At 63.9% G+C, this 15,436-nt stretch carries 15 protein-coding genes; 8 read left to right on the forward strand and 7 right to left on the reverse strand.

The features are described 5' to 3' along the window. Positions 1–126: 126 nt before the first annotated feature. From gndA to EOA22_RS07770, 6 genes are all read right to left on the reverse strand, one after another. Positions 127–1,554, reverse strand: coding sequence for an NADP-dependent phosphogluconate dehydrogenase (gene gndA, locus EOA22_RS07745; RefSeq protein WP_063169025.1), 1,428 nt, complete (start codon positions 1,552–1,554; stop codon positions 127–129). A gap of 148 nt (positions 1,555–1,702) precedes the next feature. Next, the gene (locus EOA22_RS07750; RefSeq protein ID WP_063169026.1) at positions 1,703–3,340 is read right to left on the reverse strand and encodes a copper resistance CopC/CopD family protein; all 1,638 of its coding nucleotides are present in this window, start codon (positions 3,338–3,340) and stop codon (positions 1,703–1,705) included. 54 nt (positions 3,341–3,394) lie between these two features. Further along, entirely contained in the window at positions 3,395–3,913 is a 519-nt protein-coding gene (locus EOA22_RS07755; RefSeq protein WP_013529535.1) for a YcnI family protein, read from the reverse strand. Between the two features lie 41 nt (positions 3,914–3,954). Next, positions 3,955–4,494 carry a copper chaperone PCu(A)C gene (locus tag EOA22_RS07760; protein ID WP_063169027.1) on the reverse strand — a complete coding sequence of 180 codons (540 nt, stop codon included), beginning with the start codon at positions 4,492–4,494 and terminating at the stop codon, positions 3,955–3,957. A gap of 97 nt (positions 4,495–4,591) precedes the next feature. Further along, on the reverse strand, positions 4,592–4,948 hold the full coding sequence (locus tag EOA22_RS07765) for a DUF2946 family protein (protein WP_063169028.1): 357 nt from the start codon (positions 4,946–4,948) through the stop codon (positions 4,592–4,594). 194 nt (positions 4,949–5,142) lie between these two features. Then, on the reverse strand, positions 5,143–6,045 hold the full coding sequence (locus tag EOA22_RS07770; RefSeq protein ID WP_013529532.1) for a GntR family transcriptional regulator: 903 nt from the start codon (positions 6,043–6,045) through the stop codon (positions 5,143–5,145). 229 nt (positions 6,046–6,274) lie between these two features. On the opposite strand from EOA22_RS07770, the gene EOA22_RS07775 reads away from it, so the two are divergent. The 6 genes from EOA22_RS07775 (at position 6,275) to EOA22_RS07800 (ending at position 13,917) form a co-directional block, all read left to right on the forward strand. Next, the gene (locus EOA22_RS07775; RefSeq protein ID WP_013529531.1) at positions 6,275–7,780 is read left to right on the forward strand and encodes an altronate dehydratase family protein; all 1,506 of its coding nucleotides are present in this window, start codon (positions 6,275–6,277) and stop codon (positions 7,778–7,780) included. Between the two features lie 60 nt (positions 7,781–7,840). After that, positions 7,841–8,839 (forward strand): aldo/keto reductase, encoded by a 999-nt coding sequence (locus tag EOA22_RS07780; protein ID WP_063169029.1) that lies wholly within the window; start codon positions 7,841–7,843, stop codon positions 8,837–8,839. A 300-nt stretch (positions 8,840–9,139) separates the two neighbouring features. Further along, complete coding sequence (locus tag EOA22_RS07785; protein ID WP_063169030.1) at positions 9,140–10,132, forward strand: ABC transporter substrate-binding protein; 993 nt, start codon at positions 9,140–9,142, stop codon at positions 10,130–10,132. Positions 10,133–10,315: 183 nt separating this feature from the next. After that, a complete protein-coding gene (locus EOA22_RS07790) occupies positions 10,316–11,869 on the forward strand; it encodes a sugar ABC transporter ATP-binding protein (RefSeq protein ID WP_063169031.1) in 1,554 nt (517 codons plus the stop codon). Next, on the forward strand, positions 11,866–12,831 hold the full coding sequence (locus EOA22_RS07795; protein ID WP_013529527.1) for an ABC transporter permease: 966 nt from the start codon (positions 11,866–11,868) through the stop codon (positions 12,829–12,831). The genes EOA22_RS07790 and EOA22_RS07795 overlap by 4 nt, the downstream gene beginning before the upstream one ends. Before the next feature lie 66 nt (positions 12,832–12,897). Beyond that, positions 12,898–13,917: a zinc-binding alcohol dehydrogenase family protein gene (locus EOA22_RS07800; RefSeq protein WP_063169032.1), complete on the forward strand. Its 1,020-nt coding sequence runs from the start codon at positions 12,898–12,900 to the stop codon at positions 13,915–13,917. Positions 13,918–13,994: 77 nt separating this feature from the next. On the opposite strand, the gene phnF is transcribed toward EOA22_RS07800, so the two are convergent. Further along, positions 13,995–14,744: a phosphonate metabolism transcriptional regulator PhnF gene (gene phnF / locus EOA22_RS07805; protein ID WP_063170337.1), complete on the reverse strand. Its 750-nt coding sequence runs from the start codon at positions 14,742–14,744 to the stop codon at positions 13,995–13,997. Between the two features lie 132 nt (positions 14,745–14,876). Here phnF and phnG point away from each other — a divergent pair, with 132 nt between their 5' ends. Beyond that, positions 14,877–15,338: a phosphonate C-P lyase system protein PhnG gene (phnG, locus tag EOA22_RS07810; protein ID WP_063170338.1), complete on the forward strand. Its 462-nt coding sequence runs from the start codon at positions 14,877–14,879 to the stop codon at positions 15,336–15,338. Then, on the forward strand, positions 15,338–15,436 hold a 99-nt coding region (locus EOA22_RS07815), incomplete at its 3' end, for a phosphonate C-P lyase system protein PhnH (RefSeq protein ID WP_206521272.1). The genes phnG and EOA22_RS07815, both read left to right, overlap by 1 nt.

Genomic DNA, 15,436 nt, shown 5'->3' on the forward strand with positions numbered 1-15,436 from the left:
TCTCGCCCGCTCCGGGCTCGGCTGGATCGGCGGCGCCGCACCCGGCTCGCTGCAGCGCCTGGTCGCCACCAGCGAGGTTCAGGCGTTCAGACCCCCGGTTTCCGTTTAGGCTCTTGGGCCGGCTTGTCAGCCAGCCGCACCGCTTCCCCACGGCCCATGGAACGCGCCTTTGTCGTCGATACGCTCGAAGCCGTGCGCGCCGAAGAAGTCGCGTTGCGCCTGGATCAGGTTCGAGGTGCCGCGGCCCTGGCGATAGCTGTCGAAATAGGCAAGTGCGGAAGACAGCGCCGGAACCGGCGAGCCGGCCTCCGAAGCCCTCGCCACGATGCGGCGCAGCGACGGATGCGCTTCCTGCATCAGCGAGATGAAGGCCGGCGCCATCAGAAGGTTGGTCGAGGCGCCGCCCTTGCTGAAGGCTTCCGCCATGGTGTCGAGCATCTGCGAGCGGATGATGCAGCCGGCGCGCCAGATCCTGGCGATGGTCGGCATCGGCAGGTTCCAGTTGAATTCCTTCGACGCGCCGCTCATCACCGCAAAACCTTGGGCGTAGGCGGCGATCTTGCCGGCGAACAGCGCCAGTTCCAGATCTTTCAGCAAGGCGTCCTTGTCACCGGAAATCTTCGTCACGCCGATGTTGCCATAGGCCTTTTCCGCCGCCAGCCGCTCGTCCTTGATCGACGACAGAACGCGCGCCGCCACCGCCGCCTCGATCGCGGTGGCCGGGATGCCGAGCTGCTGCGCCTCGATGACCGACCATTTGCCGGTGCCCTTCTGGCCGGCGCGGTCGAGGATGATGTCGACCACCGGTTTGCCGGTCTTCGGATCGTCGGCGGCCAGCACCTTGGCGGTGATCTCGATCAGGTAGGAGTTGAGCCGGCCCTTGTTCCAGTTGGCAAACACCGTGCCGATCTCTTTCGGGCCCATGCCCAGGCCGTCGCGCAGGATGCCGTAGATCTCCGCGATCATCTGCATGTCGGCATATTCGATGCCGTTGTGGATGGTCTTGACGAAATGTCCGGCGCCGTCGGTGCCGAGCCATGCCGCGCAGGGTTCGTCCTTGAATTTGGCGGAGATCGCCGTCAGCACCTTCTCGACGCGCTTCCATGAGTCCTCCGTGCCGCCGACCATGATCGACGGCCCGTGGCGTGCCCCCTCCTCGCCGCCGGACACGCCCATGCCGATGAAGGTGAGACCCGAACCGGAAAGCTCGGAGAAGCGCCGCATCGTGTCGCGGAAATTGGCGTTGCCGGCATCGATGACGATGTCGTTGGCCGACAGCACGCCACGCAGTGCCGCGATCTGTTCGTCGACCGGCTTGCCGGCCAGCACCATGATGATGATCGGGCGCGGCGGCCGGATCGCGGCGGCGAGCTCTTCAAGGCTGTAGCAGGGCACGACCATGTCCCTGAGTGCGCCGGCATTCTCGACAAAGGCATCGGTGCGCGCCCTGGTGCGGTTGAAGACAGCGATGCGGTGCCCGTGCTCGGCGATGTTGAGCGCCAGGTTGGAGCCCATCGTGCCAAGGCCGATCAGGCCGATTTCGGCTTTTTCCATCGTTTCTTCCCTGCTCTCGGATCGTTTGTTGAGACCGCGATTTTGCGGGCGATGATTGACGGGCCTTGACGCCTGCGTCAACCGCCTCGCCGAATTGTGTTGCCCGGATTGTCGGTCGTGCCCGTGTAGAGGTACCTGGCAGTCCCGCCTACGGCCTGATGTCGACGGGCGCCTCGATCTTCACCATCTGAAAATCCGAGACCAGTATGTCGATGCGCACCGTCCACCGGCCGGGCAGCGGAATGACGAGGTTGTCGACGCGCCAGCTGCCGTCGCCGGGCTTGGTTGCCGCGCGCTTCAAGGGCTCGATGCCGGAATCGGGCTTTGACAGCACAAGCGTTACCTCCTTGGCGTCGAGCGGGCCGAAATCGCCGCTCATGATGACCATCGAGGCAACGACCGGGCCGGCATGGCCTGGAGTGATGTTGAGATCGGCCATCGCTTGCAGCGCGTGGATATGGACCGACACCGGTTGCGCTGCCGCGATCGCCAGGGCTCGTGGCGGCGGTGTGAAGCGCCAGCCCGCGGCAACGCCGAAAATCGCCAACACGATCAACATCTCGACGCCGATCGAGCGGACCAGCCTGCGTTGAACTTCCGTCGATCCCGCCTCGGCCGATGCCGTGAGTTTCCAGCGGTTGACGGCAGCGAGCGTGAACAGAAAGACCAGCAGCCCGAGCTTGATCAGCAGCAGCCTTCCATAGGCGGTGTCGACCAATGCCGCGGGCGTTTGCACCTGGATGACGGCAAGCACGGTGCCGGCAGCGGCAAGCACGGCCACCACGGGCAGGATCGCCCAAGAAAATCGCCGCAGGAATGGCGTGGCCTCCGCCGATTGCCCCTTGAGCGCCAGCCCGAGTGGGACCAATGCGCCGACCCACGACGCGATGCAGACGCCATGCAGGAACACCATCGGCCGCGTCAGCCATTGCGGTTCGGCGGCACTGGCATGGCCGCTGGCGGCAAGGGCAATCCCCACCCCGGCCAGGCCGGCCAGCGCCAATGGCTTGGCGGTGGCACGGGGACCGGCCAGCGACAGCAGGCCAAGCCCCAGCGCGATCAGCGCGACCAGCACCGTCCAGCCGAAGCTGGTGCCGAGCCCGGTCCGCCAGATGACCGATTGTGCCAGATGGGAGAGCGGCGCCCCGAGTGCATCAAGCCCCTGCAATCCGAGCGACAGGGACGACGCGACCAGCCCGCTCAGGATTGCAGCTGCAACGAAGCGTTGCCCGGCACGGGCACTTCCGGCCAACCAGGCAAGCGCGAAGGCGCCGCCAACGCCGAGGAAGAGGCCGACGTAGAGAAAGATTTTGCCCGCCCAGATAGCCGACCGCAACGGCCAGTCGACGGTTTCGGATACGGCCGGCGGTTCGCTGGGCGCTCCGATGGAAAACAGCAGCGATCCGCCGACGGGATGACCGTCTGCGGAGATGACGCGCCAGCTCAAGACATGCGTGCCCGACTTGAGCGGCTGCGGATTGTCGATCTCGACGGTCTGGTCGCTGAGACGAAAGGCGGTCAGTGGAACCGGCTTGCCGTCGGGCTTCACCAGCGTCAGCACCAGAGGCGAGACCGGCTCGCTGAAGGTCAGCGAGAACTGCGCCGGTCCCTGTGCCAGCACCGCGCCGTCGGCCGGGTCGGTCTTGATCAGCGCGGCATGGGCAAAGGCCTGATCTGACACGGCAAGGCTGGCAAGAAACACGATCACAGCCAACAGGCCGACGGCAAGCCGGCCGGTGCGTTTGCCGGTCATGCAAGCCGTTTGCAGGAGGGAGGTCGTGCTCATGTCACCGCCACGAAAAAAGAGCGGCGCACTCGAAAGAGCGCGCCGCCTGGGAGATCATTTCTTCGGCAGCAGCTTGATGCCGGGTGCCGGGCTTTCCAGTGCGTCTTCATCCTGCCCTGCCGCTGGAATCTCGATCCAGCGATCGGCTGCACCGTCGCATTCCTGCACGACCGGGAAATAGAGTTTTTGGCCGACGGGGAGATCCGCCGTCAGCGTCGCGCGGAAAACGAACTCGTCATAGAATTCATCGGGCAGGTTGCCGCCGCTCCAGTCGACCTCCTTGACCCCATCGGTCACCGCCTGACCGTAGAGCTGGTAGGATTTCTCGTACTTGCCCTTCTTGGTCTGCAGCGTCCAGCCGGGCTTCGGCATCGGCTTGATCGCGATCACCCCTTCCGGAATCTGCACGCGCACGGCGGTCGTCGCCTTGCCGTCGCAGCCATGCGGCACGCGCAAAACGGCCTTGTAGGTCGAGCCGACCGCCGCCTCCTGGGTTTCGAACGTGATATGCGCGAAGGCGGCGCTGGTTCCGAGCGCGAGAAGTGCGCCGGCCGACAAAAGATATTTGTTCATGATGGTCCCTCGGATTTTCAAGATTTGTCGAGCTGGCGCGGTCAATTGGCGTGATCGTCCACGGCGCCGCCGCCCATGCCTTCGACGGCGAAATCGACGCTGACGGCGCCGGCCTTTTCGAAGGTCAGGGTGGCGGAGAACTTTTCGCCCTGTTTGGGTTGCCGCTTCAGGCCCATGAACATCAAATGATAGCCGCCAGGTGCAAGGGCTACCTTGCCGCCGGCCGGAATTTCCAGGCCGCCGGCAACCGGCCGCATGGTCATGACGCCGTCCTTGACGCCCATCTCATGCAGCTCGGCCTTTTCGGAGACATCGGAGGAAATCGACACCAGCCGATCCGGCGCACTGCCCTTGTTGGTGATGGTGAAATAACCGCCGGCCACTTTGGCGCCGGCCGGCGTGGCGCGCGACCAGGGGTGGCCGATCTCAAGATCGCCAACCTTGAACTCATGCGCGAGGACGGACTGGGCGCCTGTGAACAGCAGCGCAAGAGCCAGCACGGCAATGCCGACACGCTCTTCGATGCCGCGTAGAATGCTGCCCGGCTCAGGACGCGCGGCGTCAGGGAAAAAATAGGACATGGTTGCTCCATGAAGTGAAGGTCGCGCCGTTGCCGGTCGCGAGCAGTTAGATCTTTGGATGGGTACGCCCACGAAAGGTTCCGCCGGGCAAACAGGCTCAGGCCGTCAGCGGCGGCGCGCGCGGGTTCGACGGCGAGCGCTCACGCGCAAAGTCGAGATGGATGGCCGCCGGGAAGACAAAGGCGACCGTTTCAAAGGAAAGGCTGCCCGGCGCCAGACCGGCATTGGGCGGCGGCGCAAAGGCCGCCGAAACCATGCTGCAGCCGAGCACGCAGCATGCCGGCAGATGGGACGGCGGCTGGTTGCCGCCCGGAAGCTGGGTTGCGCCTTCATGGGTACAGATGACGTTGCCAAAAGCGTCGAGTTGCGATGCATTGGGACCGGCGCCGAAGGCGAATGCACCAAGCGTCGACTGGAGCAACAGCAGATAGGCCGCGACAAGCGCGACCGGCATGCTCCATCGTCTCCTCGATACGCCCAAAGCCCTGCCTCTTCGCAGCAACCAACCATATCTAGCACGGGGCCGGCGGGTGGAAAATCGCCAAATCGCCGCGGCGGCAACGCGGCAGGCCCAAGGCATGTCGCCCAGAAGTGTATAGCGGTTTTGGGACAACATGCATGAAACAGGGCTCCGAGCCGCGATGCGGCTCAGTGTTTTTGCAGCGACCGGCTCTCCGGGATCGAGGTCAGCAATGTCTGGCGCGCCGACTTCAAATGCTTGCGGCAAGCGGCGTCGACCTTGCCGAGATCGCGTGATTTCAGCGCTTCTATGTAGACCAGATGCTCACCGATCGCGACTTCGTTGCGCTCGCGTTCCTGCGCCTTGTTCCACTGGTAATGGTAGTGGAAGATCATGGCGATGACATCGTAGAAATCGACGATGAAGCGATTGCGCGATGCCCGGTGGATCAGCCGGTGGAAGCGCTCGTCGAGTTCGGAGAACTCGGTGAAGCGGGCGGCTATGTCGTTTGCCAGCTGGCGATGCTCGTCTTCCAGGCGGTCGAGATCGGTCCAGACTGCGCTGTCCTGCGGTAAAGCGGCAAAGGCGGCCGCCGAGCGCAGTTCGAACATCTCGCGGATTTCGGTCAGCTCCAGCGCGAAAGCGCGCGTAAAGCCCTTCAGCACCCAATGACTGTTGCGACGTTTCTCGATCAGGCCGAAGCGGGAGAAGCGGATCAGGAACTCGCGCACGCTGGTGGTGCCGACGCCGATCTCGCGCGCCAGTTCGAGTTCGTTGATCTGCATGCCGGCTTCGGCGCCGCCGGCGAGCAGCCGACGCATGAACGACCGTTCGATGATCTCGGCCAGCGTGTCTGTCTCTTCCTCGGGGAAGAAATCATCGGGAAGCGGTTCGCGCAGCACCGTCTTGGCGCGCTTGTTCCAGGCGATCAGCCCGGTCTCTTCCATGCGCGCGAGAATGGTGCGCACCGTGGTCCGGCTGACGCCAAGCAAGGTGCCCAGTTCCGGCTCCGAAGGCAGGCTGCGCGTTTCGTCGAGCAGCCGCAGGCAGCGGTTGTAGGCATCCTTGTAGACGTTGTTGCTCTTCGACATCCCTGACCCGTTGCACGCCGTCGCTTGCAGCGGACGGTTTGAAGCGCAATATGACGTTCGCATGGCTCTGAGAAGCGAAATTGCTTCCCGGAACAACCCGGAGACATGCGGAACTCCCCACGAAAAAACAATTGACGCAAAACTGTTTTTTCACGATAAAAGACAATATCTCTAAACAGGCGCGTGTCAATCCGCCCCGCGCAACCCAGGATCACCCAGGAAACCGCCCGTGAACGCCTCCAACTGCATTCTTCTGTCCCCCGCCGACAATGTCGCCGTCGCCAACGGCCGCATCGAGATCGGCACCGCGCTGCCGGGCGGTGCCGTCGCCAGTGCGCTGATCGAGCCCGGCCACAAGGTGGCGATCAAGCCGATCGCCGCCGGCGAGGCCGTGGTGAAATACGCCCAGGCGATCGGTCGCGCGACACAGGACATCGCAGCCGGCGAGCACGTGCATTCGCACAATCTGGTTTTCGAATCCGGCCGCTTGCCGGTCGTGCCGCCGAGCGAGGCCGAGCACGCGACGGAGGCCGACCGCGCCCGCACCTTCATGGGCTATCGCCGCGCCGATGGCCGCGCCGGCACGCGCAACTTCATCGGCATCGTCGCCAGCGTCAATTGCTCGGCCACCGTCTGCCATTCCATCGCCGATACCGCCAACCGCACGCTGTTGCCGAAATACCCCGGCATCGACGGCTTCGTGCCGATCGTGCACGGCCAGGGCTGCGGCATGAGCGGCACCGGCGACGGCATGATGGTGCTGCACCGCACGCTTGCCGGCTATGCCCGCCACCCGAATTTCGGCGGCGTGCTGATGGTCGGCCTCGGCTGCGAGGTCAACCAGCTCACCCTCTACGGCCAGAAGGGCGTCGCTGCCGGCAAGCGCCATTTCAACATCCAGGACGCCGGCGGGTCGCGCAAATCGGTGGAAAAAGCGATGGGCGTGCTGGCCGAGATCGCCGAGGAAGTCGGCCAGTTGAAGCGTGAGCCGATCCCGGTCAGCGAGATCGTCGTCGGCCTGCAATGCGGCGGCTCCGACGGCATGTCGGGTATCACGGCCAATCCGGCGCTGGGCGCGGCTGTCGACATCCTGGCCGGCGTTGGCGGTATCGGCATCCTCTCCGAGACCACGGAAATCTACGGCGCCGAGCATCTGCTTGCCTACCGCGCGGCAACGCCGGAGATCGCGCAGAAGCTCGACGGCTTCGTGAAGTGGTGGGAGGACCACGTCGCCAAGCATGGCGCCTCGATCGACAACAATCCCTCGCCCGGCAACAAGCGCGGCGGCCTCACCACCATCCTGGAGAAGTCCCTCGGTGCGGTCGCCAAGGGCGGCCAGACGCCGCTCAACGGCGTCTTCGGTTACGCCGAAAAAGTCACCGGCAGTGGCCTGGTGTTCATGGATACGCCTGGCTACGACCCGGTTTCGGCGACCGGCCAGGTGGCGGGCGGCGCCAACGTCATCGTCTTCACCACCGGCCGCGGCTCCTGCTTCGGCTGCCGTCCGACGCCGTCGATCAAGGTCGCCACCAACTCGACCATGTACCACCAGATGGAAGAGGACATGGACGTCAATTGCGGCGTCATCGCCTCGGGTGAAAAGACCATCGCCGGCATGGGCCGCGAGATCTTCGAACTGATCGTCGAAACGGCTTCCGGCCGCAAGACCAAGAGCGAGGACTTCGGCTACGGCGACAACGAGTTCGTGCCCTGGCATCTGGGCGCAACACTTTAGATTTTACTGATATAAAATAGACGGCGCGCCGGTCAGCGGCGGGCAACGGGGAGGTTTTGCATGGAAAAACGCCGTATCGGTCGGACAGCTCTGGAGGTCACCGAAGTCAGTTTCGGCGGCGCCGCACTTGGCGGCCTTTACCGCGCCTGTTCGCGCGAAGCGGCGATGGAGACGCTGCAGGGCGCCTGGGATGCCGACCTGCGCTATTTCGACACCGCACCCTTCTACGGTTTCGGACTGTCGGAGCGCCGCTTCGGCGACTTCCTGCGTTACAAGCCGCGCGATTCCTATGTGCTGTCGACCAAGGTCGGCCGGCTGTTTCGCCCGGTGCCGGACGATCAGGTTCCCGATCACTCCTATGTCGATCCGCTGCCCTTCGCGCTCGACTACGACTATTCCTATGACGGCATTATGCGGTCGGTCGAGTTCAGCTATGCGCGGCTTGGCCTAAACAGGATAGACATCCTGTTTGTCCACGACATCGGCGCCTACACCCATGGTATCGAGAAGACCAAGCTGCATTTTCGCGACCTGATGGATGGCGGCCTCAAGGCACTCGAAGAGCTGAAACGGACTGGCGTCATTTCTGCCTATGGGCTTGGCGTCAACGAGGTGCAGATCTGCCTGGACGTGATGCGCCGGGCGCCGCTCGACTGCATCCTGCTTGCCAGCCGCTATTCCCTGCTCGACCGCAGTGCCGAAGCGGAGTTGCTGCCGCTATGCCGGGCACAGCAGACCTCCTTGGTCATTGGCGGCGTGTTCAACTCCGGCATCCTGGCGACCGGCCCGGTGCAAGGCGCACATTTCGACTACCGCCCCGCCAGCCATGACGTGCTCGACCGCGTCGGCGCAATGGAAAGGATCGCCGCCGAGGGTGGCTATCCGCTCGCCGCCGCAGCGTTCCAATTCCCCTTGCATGAAGCTGCCGTCGCCACCGTACTGACCGGCACCGCCAAGCTGGCAAATCTGACGCGCAACCTCGAGCTGCTCGACATCGACGTACCGGAAACGGAATACGCCAAATATCGTCCCTACACGCTGGTGCAGGAGCTGGTGTGAAACTTCATGTTCCTTCGGCACATGGAGGAATGGATATTCCATATTGACGAATTGGTGGAATTAATATTCCATACGTTCCCAGAACGGAACGGAAGCGTGACGGCGCCAATGGGAGAACAGGGCGGGGGATCTGCCTCTGCCAGACCTCGCAACGACTGGTCAAACACCGCTTGCATCGATCTGTTCGATGCACTATCAAAACAGGGCAACTGTTTTTTATTGATAAAGTTCTGTTTGGGACCGCGCCTATCCGAACGGAGCTTCCGTATCGTTCACCGGGCGACTTAGGGAGGAAACCTCATGAAATTCGTGACCAGCATTCTCAACCGCCGCGCCGTCATGGCGCTGGCAGCAGCTTCAATGCTCGCCGGCGTCATGCATCCGGCGCCGGTTTCGGCGGCGGACGTCACCATTCCGATCATCGTCAAGGACACCACGTCCTTCTACTGGCAGATCGTTCTGGCCGGCGCCCGCAAGGCCGGCAAGGATCTCGGCGTCAACGTGCCGGAACTCGGCGCCCAGGCTGAAACCGACGTCAACGGCCAGGTCTCGATCCTCGAGAACGCCGTTGCCAGCAACCCGGCGGCCATCGTCATTGCGCCGACCGAGTTCAAGGCGCTCGGCAAGCCGATCGATGAAGCCGCTGCCAAGGTCAAGGTCATCGGCATCGACTCCGGTGCCGACTCCAAGGCCTTCACCTCGTTCCTGACCACCGACAACGTCCAGGGCGGCCGCGTCGCTGCCGACGGCCTCGCAGCTGCCATCGGCGCCGCCAACGGCGGCAAGATCGAGGGCGACGTTGCCCTGATCACCAACGCACCTGGCGCCGGCTCGCTCGAACAGCGCAAGCAGGGCTTCACCGAACAGCTGGCCGCCAAATATCCGGGCCTCAAGCTGGTTGCCGACAAATATGCCGACGGCCAGGCCACCACCGGCCTCAACATCGCCACCGACCTGATCACCGCCAACCCGAACCTCAAGGGCATCTTCGCTTCCAACCTGATCATGGCGCAGGGCGTCGGCCAGGCCGTCGCGGAAAACAACCTTGGCGGCAAGCTGGCGCTGGTCGGTTTCGACAGCGACGAGAAGCTGATCAAGTTCCTCAACGACGGCGTCATTTCCGCCCTCGTCGTCCAGGATCCGTACCGGATGGGCTATGACGGCATCAAGACCGCGCTCGCCGCCTCCAAGGGCGAGAAGGTCGAAGCCAATGTCGACACCGGCGCCAATCTGGTGACCAAGGACAACATGAAAGATCCCAAGATCGACGCGCTGCTCAATCCGAAGCTCTGAGCCGTCGCATCCGCAATCGTCTCCGGGGCACCTCGCCCCGGAGACACAAACTGCCGCACGAACGGCTTGGCAATCCGCACGCCTGAGCCAGGCTGTTTTCGAGGCATATCCCTGCCTCGCCGCGTGCCAATCGTGAGGCCAGCCTGGGAAGCCAATCCGGGAGGCCAATCTGGGAGGATTGTCATGATTTCGACGGCGCAGGAACTGCATCCCGCACCCGTTCTGGAACAGGGGCGGACTATCCTCGAATTGCGTGGCCTGGAGAAGCGCTATCCCGGCACCCACGCGCTGAAACCGGTCGATCTCGCCTTCAAGTCCGGTGAGATCCACGCCATCGTCGGCGAAAACGGCGCCGGCAAATCCACGCTCATCAAGCTTCTGACCGGCGTCATGCCGCGCACCTCCGGAGAGATTGTCTGGGAGGGCCAGGCGGCCGCCCTGGCGACGCCGCACGAGGCGATGGCGCTCGGCATCAATGCCGTGCACCAGGAAGTCGTGCTGTGCCGTCACCTGACGGTCGCCGCCAACATGTTCCTCGGCGAGGAGAATTCGCGCTTCGGCATCCTGCAGCAGCGCGCCATGGTCAGGCAGGCGCAGACGATCATCGACGACCTAGGCTTCGACCTGCCGGCGCATGTCACGCTCGGCGACCTGACCATCGGCCAGCAGCAGCTGATAGCCGCCGCCCGCGCCACCGTGCGCGGCACCAAATTCCTGATCTTCGACGAGCCGACCGCCTACCTCACCCGCAAGGAGGCCGACCAGCTCTTCACGCTGATCCGCCGTCTGAAGGGCGAAGGCGTGACGATCATCTACATCAGCCACCGCATGGAGGAAGTGTTCGAACTCGCCGACCGGGTATCCGTGCTGCGCGACGGCACGCTGGTCGGCACCCGCAACATCGCAGAGACCAACGATGCCGAACTGGTCAAGATGATGATCAACCGCTCGATCGAGCAGGTCTATCACAAGGAGCATTTCACGCCGGGCGCCGCCATCATCGAGGCGAAAAACCTGTCCGGCAAGGGCTTCGAAAATGTCTCGATGACGGTCCGCGCCGGCGAGATCGTCGGACTCTATGGGCTGATCGGCGCCGGACGCAGCGAGTTCGTCACCACGCTCTACGGCCGCCACCGCAAATCCGCCGGCCAGATCCTCTGGGAAGGCAAGGAGGTACAGGTCAATTCCGAACATGACGCGATCAAGCTCGGCATGGCGCTGGCGCCGGAGAGCCGCCGCGACCAGGGCCTCTGCCTCAACCTGCCGGTCGGCTTCAACCTCAACCTGCCGATCTACAAGCGCATCTCGAACAATCTGCTGATTTCGAGCACGCAGGAGAAGACGCAGGCCGATCGCCAGATCGCCGATCTGCGCATCAAGACACCGACACGTGGCGCGCTGGCATCCAGCCTGTCGGGCGGCAACCAGCAGAAGATCGTCATCGGCAAATGGCTGGCGCACGGCGCCAAGCTGTTCATCTTCGACGAACCGACCGTCGGCGTCGATGTCGGCACCAAGGCCGAGATCTACCGCCTGTTCGGCGCGCTTTTGTCAAAGGGCGCCGGCATCATCCTGATCTCGTCCTATCTGCCGGAAGTCTATGAACTCGCCGATACGCTGCATGTGTTCCGGCGCGGCAAACTGGTGGCGACGCACGGTTTTCACGCCGCCAGCCACGAGGATATTCTCACTCAGGCGCTCGCCGAGAAACAAGAAAAGTTGGGAGGACAGATATGAGCACCGAGGCGATCGCCGTCGAAAAACCGAAGCGCAACTATAATGTCCTGTTCGGGCTGACGCTATTGGCGCTGCTGGTTCTGCTCTGGATCCTCCTCTCCGTGACGACGACGAGCTTCGCCTCGGCCAACAACATAGCCAATCTCCTGCGCCAGGGCTCGATGATCGCCATCATGGCGGTCGGCCAGACCTTCGTCATCATCACCGGCGGCATCGATCTGTCGGTCGGCGCCGTGGTCGGCTTCGCCACCGTGGTCGTGGCCATGATGATCAATGCCGGCTTCCCCATCTGGCTCGCCATTCTGGTGACGCTGCTGGTCGGTGTCGCCATCGGCATGTTCCACGGCTTCGGTATCGTCAAGATGGGCCTGCCGCCCTTCATCATCACGCTGGCGACGTTGACCTCGCTGCGCGGCATCGGCCTTTTGATGACCAACGGCAATTCGATCAACATCAACAGCGACACCTTCACCGCCTTCTCGCGCAATTCCTTCATCGGCATCCCCAACCTGTTCTGGATGGTGATCCTGGTCGGCATTCCGGCCTATATCTTCCTGCACCACAGCCGCTGGGGCAGATACCTGTTTTCGGTCGGCTCCAACGCCGAGGCCTCGCGCCTGTCCGGCGTCAATGTCCAGCGCACCATCTACATGGCCTACACGCTGTCGGGCCTGTGCGCCGCCTTTGTCGGCGTGCTGCTGGCCGCCCGCATCGGCATCGGCAACCCGACGCAGGCCGAGGGCTGGGAACTGCAGGCGATCGCGTCGTCGGTCATCGGCGGCACCTCGCTGTTCGGCGCCGTCGGCTCGGTGCATGGGCCGCTGCTCGGCGCCTTCATCCTGGCCACCATCAACAACGGCGCCAACCTGCTCAACGTCAATTCGTTCTGGCAGCGCATCATCACCGGCGCGCTGATCATCATCATCGTCTACTTCGACGGCCTGCGCCGCCGCGGCAAGTAGCGACCCCGCAATCAACCGCCGGTCCGCCACACCAACGGGCCGGCGATTTCATGACTGGATTAGCGCATGAAAGCCGTCCTCTGCCGTTCGCCCGGCGATCTTGTCCTTGAAGACCGGCCCGCACCCGAGGCACCGCCTCCCGGCTGGGCGCTGGTGGCGGTCAGCCATGTCGGCATCTGCGGCACCGACTACCACATTTTCGAGGGCAAGCACCCGTTCCTCGCCTATCCCCGCATCATGGGTCATGAGGTCTCGGGTACCGTGATGGAGACCGGCGAAGGCGTCGAACTGGCCATTGGTGAGCCCGTCGTCGTCAACCCCTATCTTTCCTGCGGCAAGTGCATCGCCTGCCGGCACGGCAAGCCCAATTGCTGTGTCAGGATCGAGGTGCTTGGCGTGCATCGCGACGGCGCCATGTGCGAACGCATCCTGGTGCCGGCGCAAAATCTCTATCCGGCCAACGGCCTTTCGCTGGCCGACGCCGCTGCCGTCGAGTTCCTGGCCATCGGCGCGCATGCCGTGCGGCGCGCCCGCGCCGACCCCGGCGCCCACACGCTGGTCATCGGCGCCGGCCCGATCGGGCTCGGCACCGCCATCTTCGCCCGCATCGCCGGGCTCGACGTGACGCTGCTCGACATGAGCAGTGAAAGGCTCGCCTTCGCTGGAAACGAGCTTGGTTTCCAGACCCTAGACGGCTCGCGCGGCGCGGTGCCCGATCTGATCAGGGAAGCGACATCAGGCGAAGGCTTCGATGTGGTCTTCGACGCCACCGGCAACACCCAGTCGGTGCAGTCGGCCTTCGCCCATGTCGCGCATGGCGGAACGCTGGTGCTGGTCTCCGTCGTCAAGGACGACATCAGCTTTTCCGATCCGGAATTCCACAAGCGCGAGATGACGCTGATCGGCAGCCGCAACGCGCTGCGCGCCGACTTCGACCATGTCGCCGCCTCGATCCGCAACGGGGCCGTACCACTGGCCAAGCTCGTCACACACCGCACCACACTCGCCGCCACGCCGCGCGATCTGGCTCGTTGGGCGCATGAGAAATCCGGCCTGATCAAGGCTGTGATCGAGGTGGGGTTATAACATGGCAGGCGGCGAAGCCGGTCCTCAAATGCGCCGCCGCTGGCAAGTGAATGCGGCCGAGCTGGGCCGGGCACTCCCTACAGCGCCGACAGCTTCAGCTCCACCCGTTCGGCCGGAAAGCGCGACTCGGAAAACTGGATCGGCTGGCCGTCCGGCGTGACGTTGACGGCAACCGTGACCAGCACGATGGCGCCCGGCTGCAGGTCGAGGTCGGCAAGGTCCGCCGCATCGGCATGGCGCGCCGACAGCACGGTCGATTGCCTGAGATAGTCGTCTATGCCGAACCGCGCCAGCGATGCGGTGATCGAGCCTGTTTCCCCCATCGCGGCATCGATGCCGGCAAAGCGCCGGGCCTCGAACCAGCCGGCAGCGCGCGACACCGGCCGTCCGTCGGCTTCGCCGCGCGTTTCCAACCGGATCACATCGGCTCCCTTGGGAAGACCCAGTCCCTCGGCGACGCGCTGGCTGGCCGGCTCGACCGACGAGGCGAGCAGGACGATGTGCCGTTCCGTCGTTTGCCCTTGCAGCCCTGTCGAAAAACGTGTGCGCGCCCCGATCGGATAGGACAGCCGCTTGCGCGACAGTACGAAGGTGCCGCGCCCCTGCTCGGCCCGCAGCACGCCTTCCCTTACAAGGGCTGATATGGCGTTGCGCACCGTGTGACGGTTGACGCCATAGCGTTCTGCCAGCGCCACCTCCGGCGGCAGCGCTGCATTCTCCGTGAAATCGCCGATGGCGATCGCATGTAGGATCTTGTCGGCGATCTGCCGCCACAGCGAAACGCCACTGCGCCGCTCGATGCTGTCCGCTAACAGCCGCCCGACCATCATTGCCCCAACCTTCCAGCGCCCAGTCTTCTATCGCTGTCATCCACCCGTCATGGACACGCGTTAGATAATAGATATAATTTGTATAGTTGTCTACATCAATAGACAAATTAACAAAGAGGAATGCTGCTGATGCGAGGACAGGAAGCCCGCGACCAGGCCGAGCGCAAAGCCGCCATGGCAACCCTTACGCAATCCAGCGGCGATGACATCGTACGGCTCTGGAATGAGGCCGGACTGCCTTCGGACGCCGAGCTGTTGCGCGGCCCCGAAACCGGCCTTGTCACCCTGCGCGGCCGCATCGGCGGCGGCGGCGCCCCTTTCAATGTCGGCGAGGCGACCGTCACCCGCGCCACGGTCAGGCTACCCACCGGACAGGTCGGCCATTGCTATGCGCTTGGCCGCGACAAGCAGAAGGCGAAGCTGGCGGCTATCGCCGACGCCCTATGGCAGGACCCTGCCCGCCGCAATGAGGTCGAGACCGGACTGATAGCGCCTCTGCGGTCGGCTCTGACCTTGGCGCACGAAAAACGCCGCGCCGAGACGGCGGCAACGAAGGTCGATTTCTTCACCATGGTTCGCGGAGAAGACTGATGGACATTGCAGCGCAATCGATCGAGGGCGGGTTCGCCGATCCGGTCTTCAACGCCCAGACCGTGTTCCGCGCCGTGATGGACGCAATGGCTCGGCCG

Origin of the sequence: Mesorhizobium sp. M7A.F.Ca.US.014.04.1.1 (genome assembly GCF_003998745.1) — a bacterium.
GTDB lineage: Bacteria > Pseudomonadota > Alphaproteobacteria > Rhizobiales > Rhizobiaceae > Mesorhizobium > Mesorhizobium ciceri.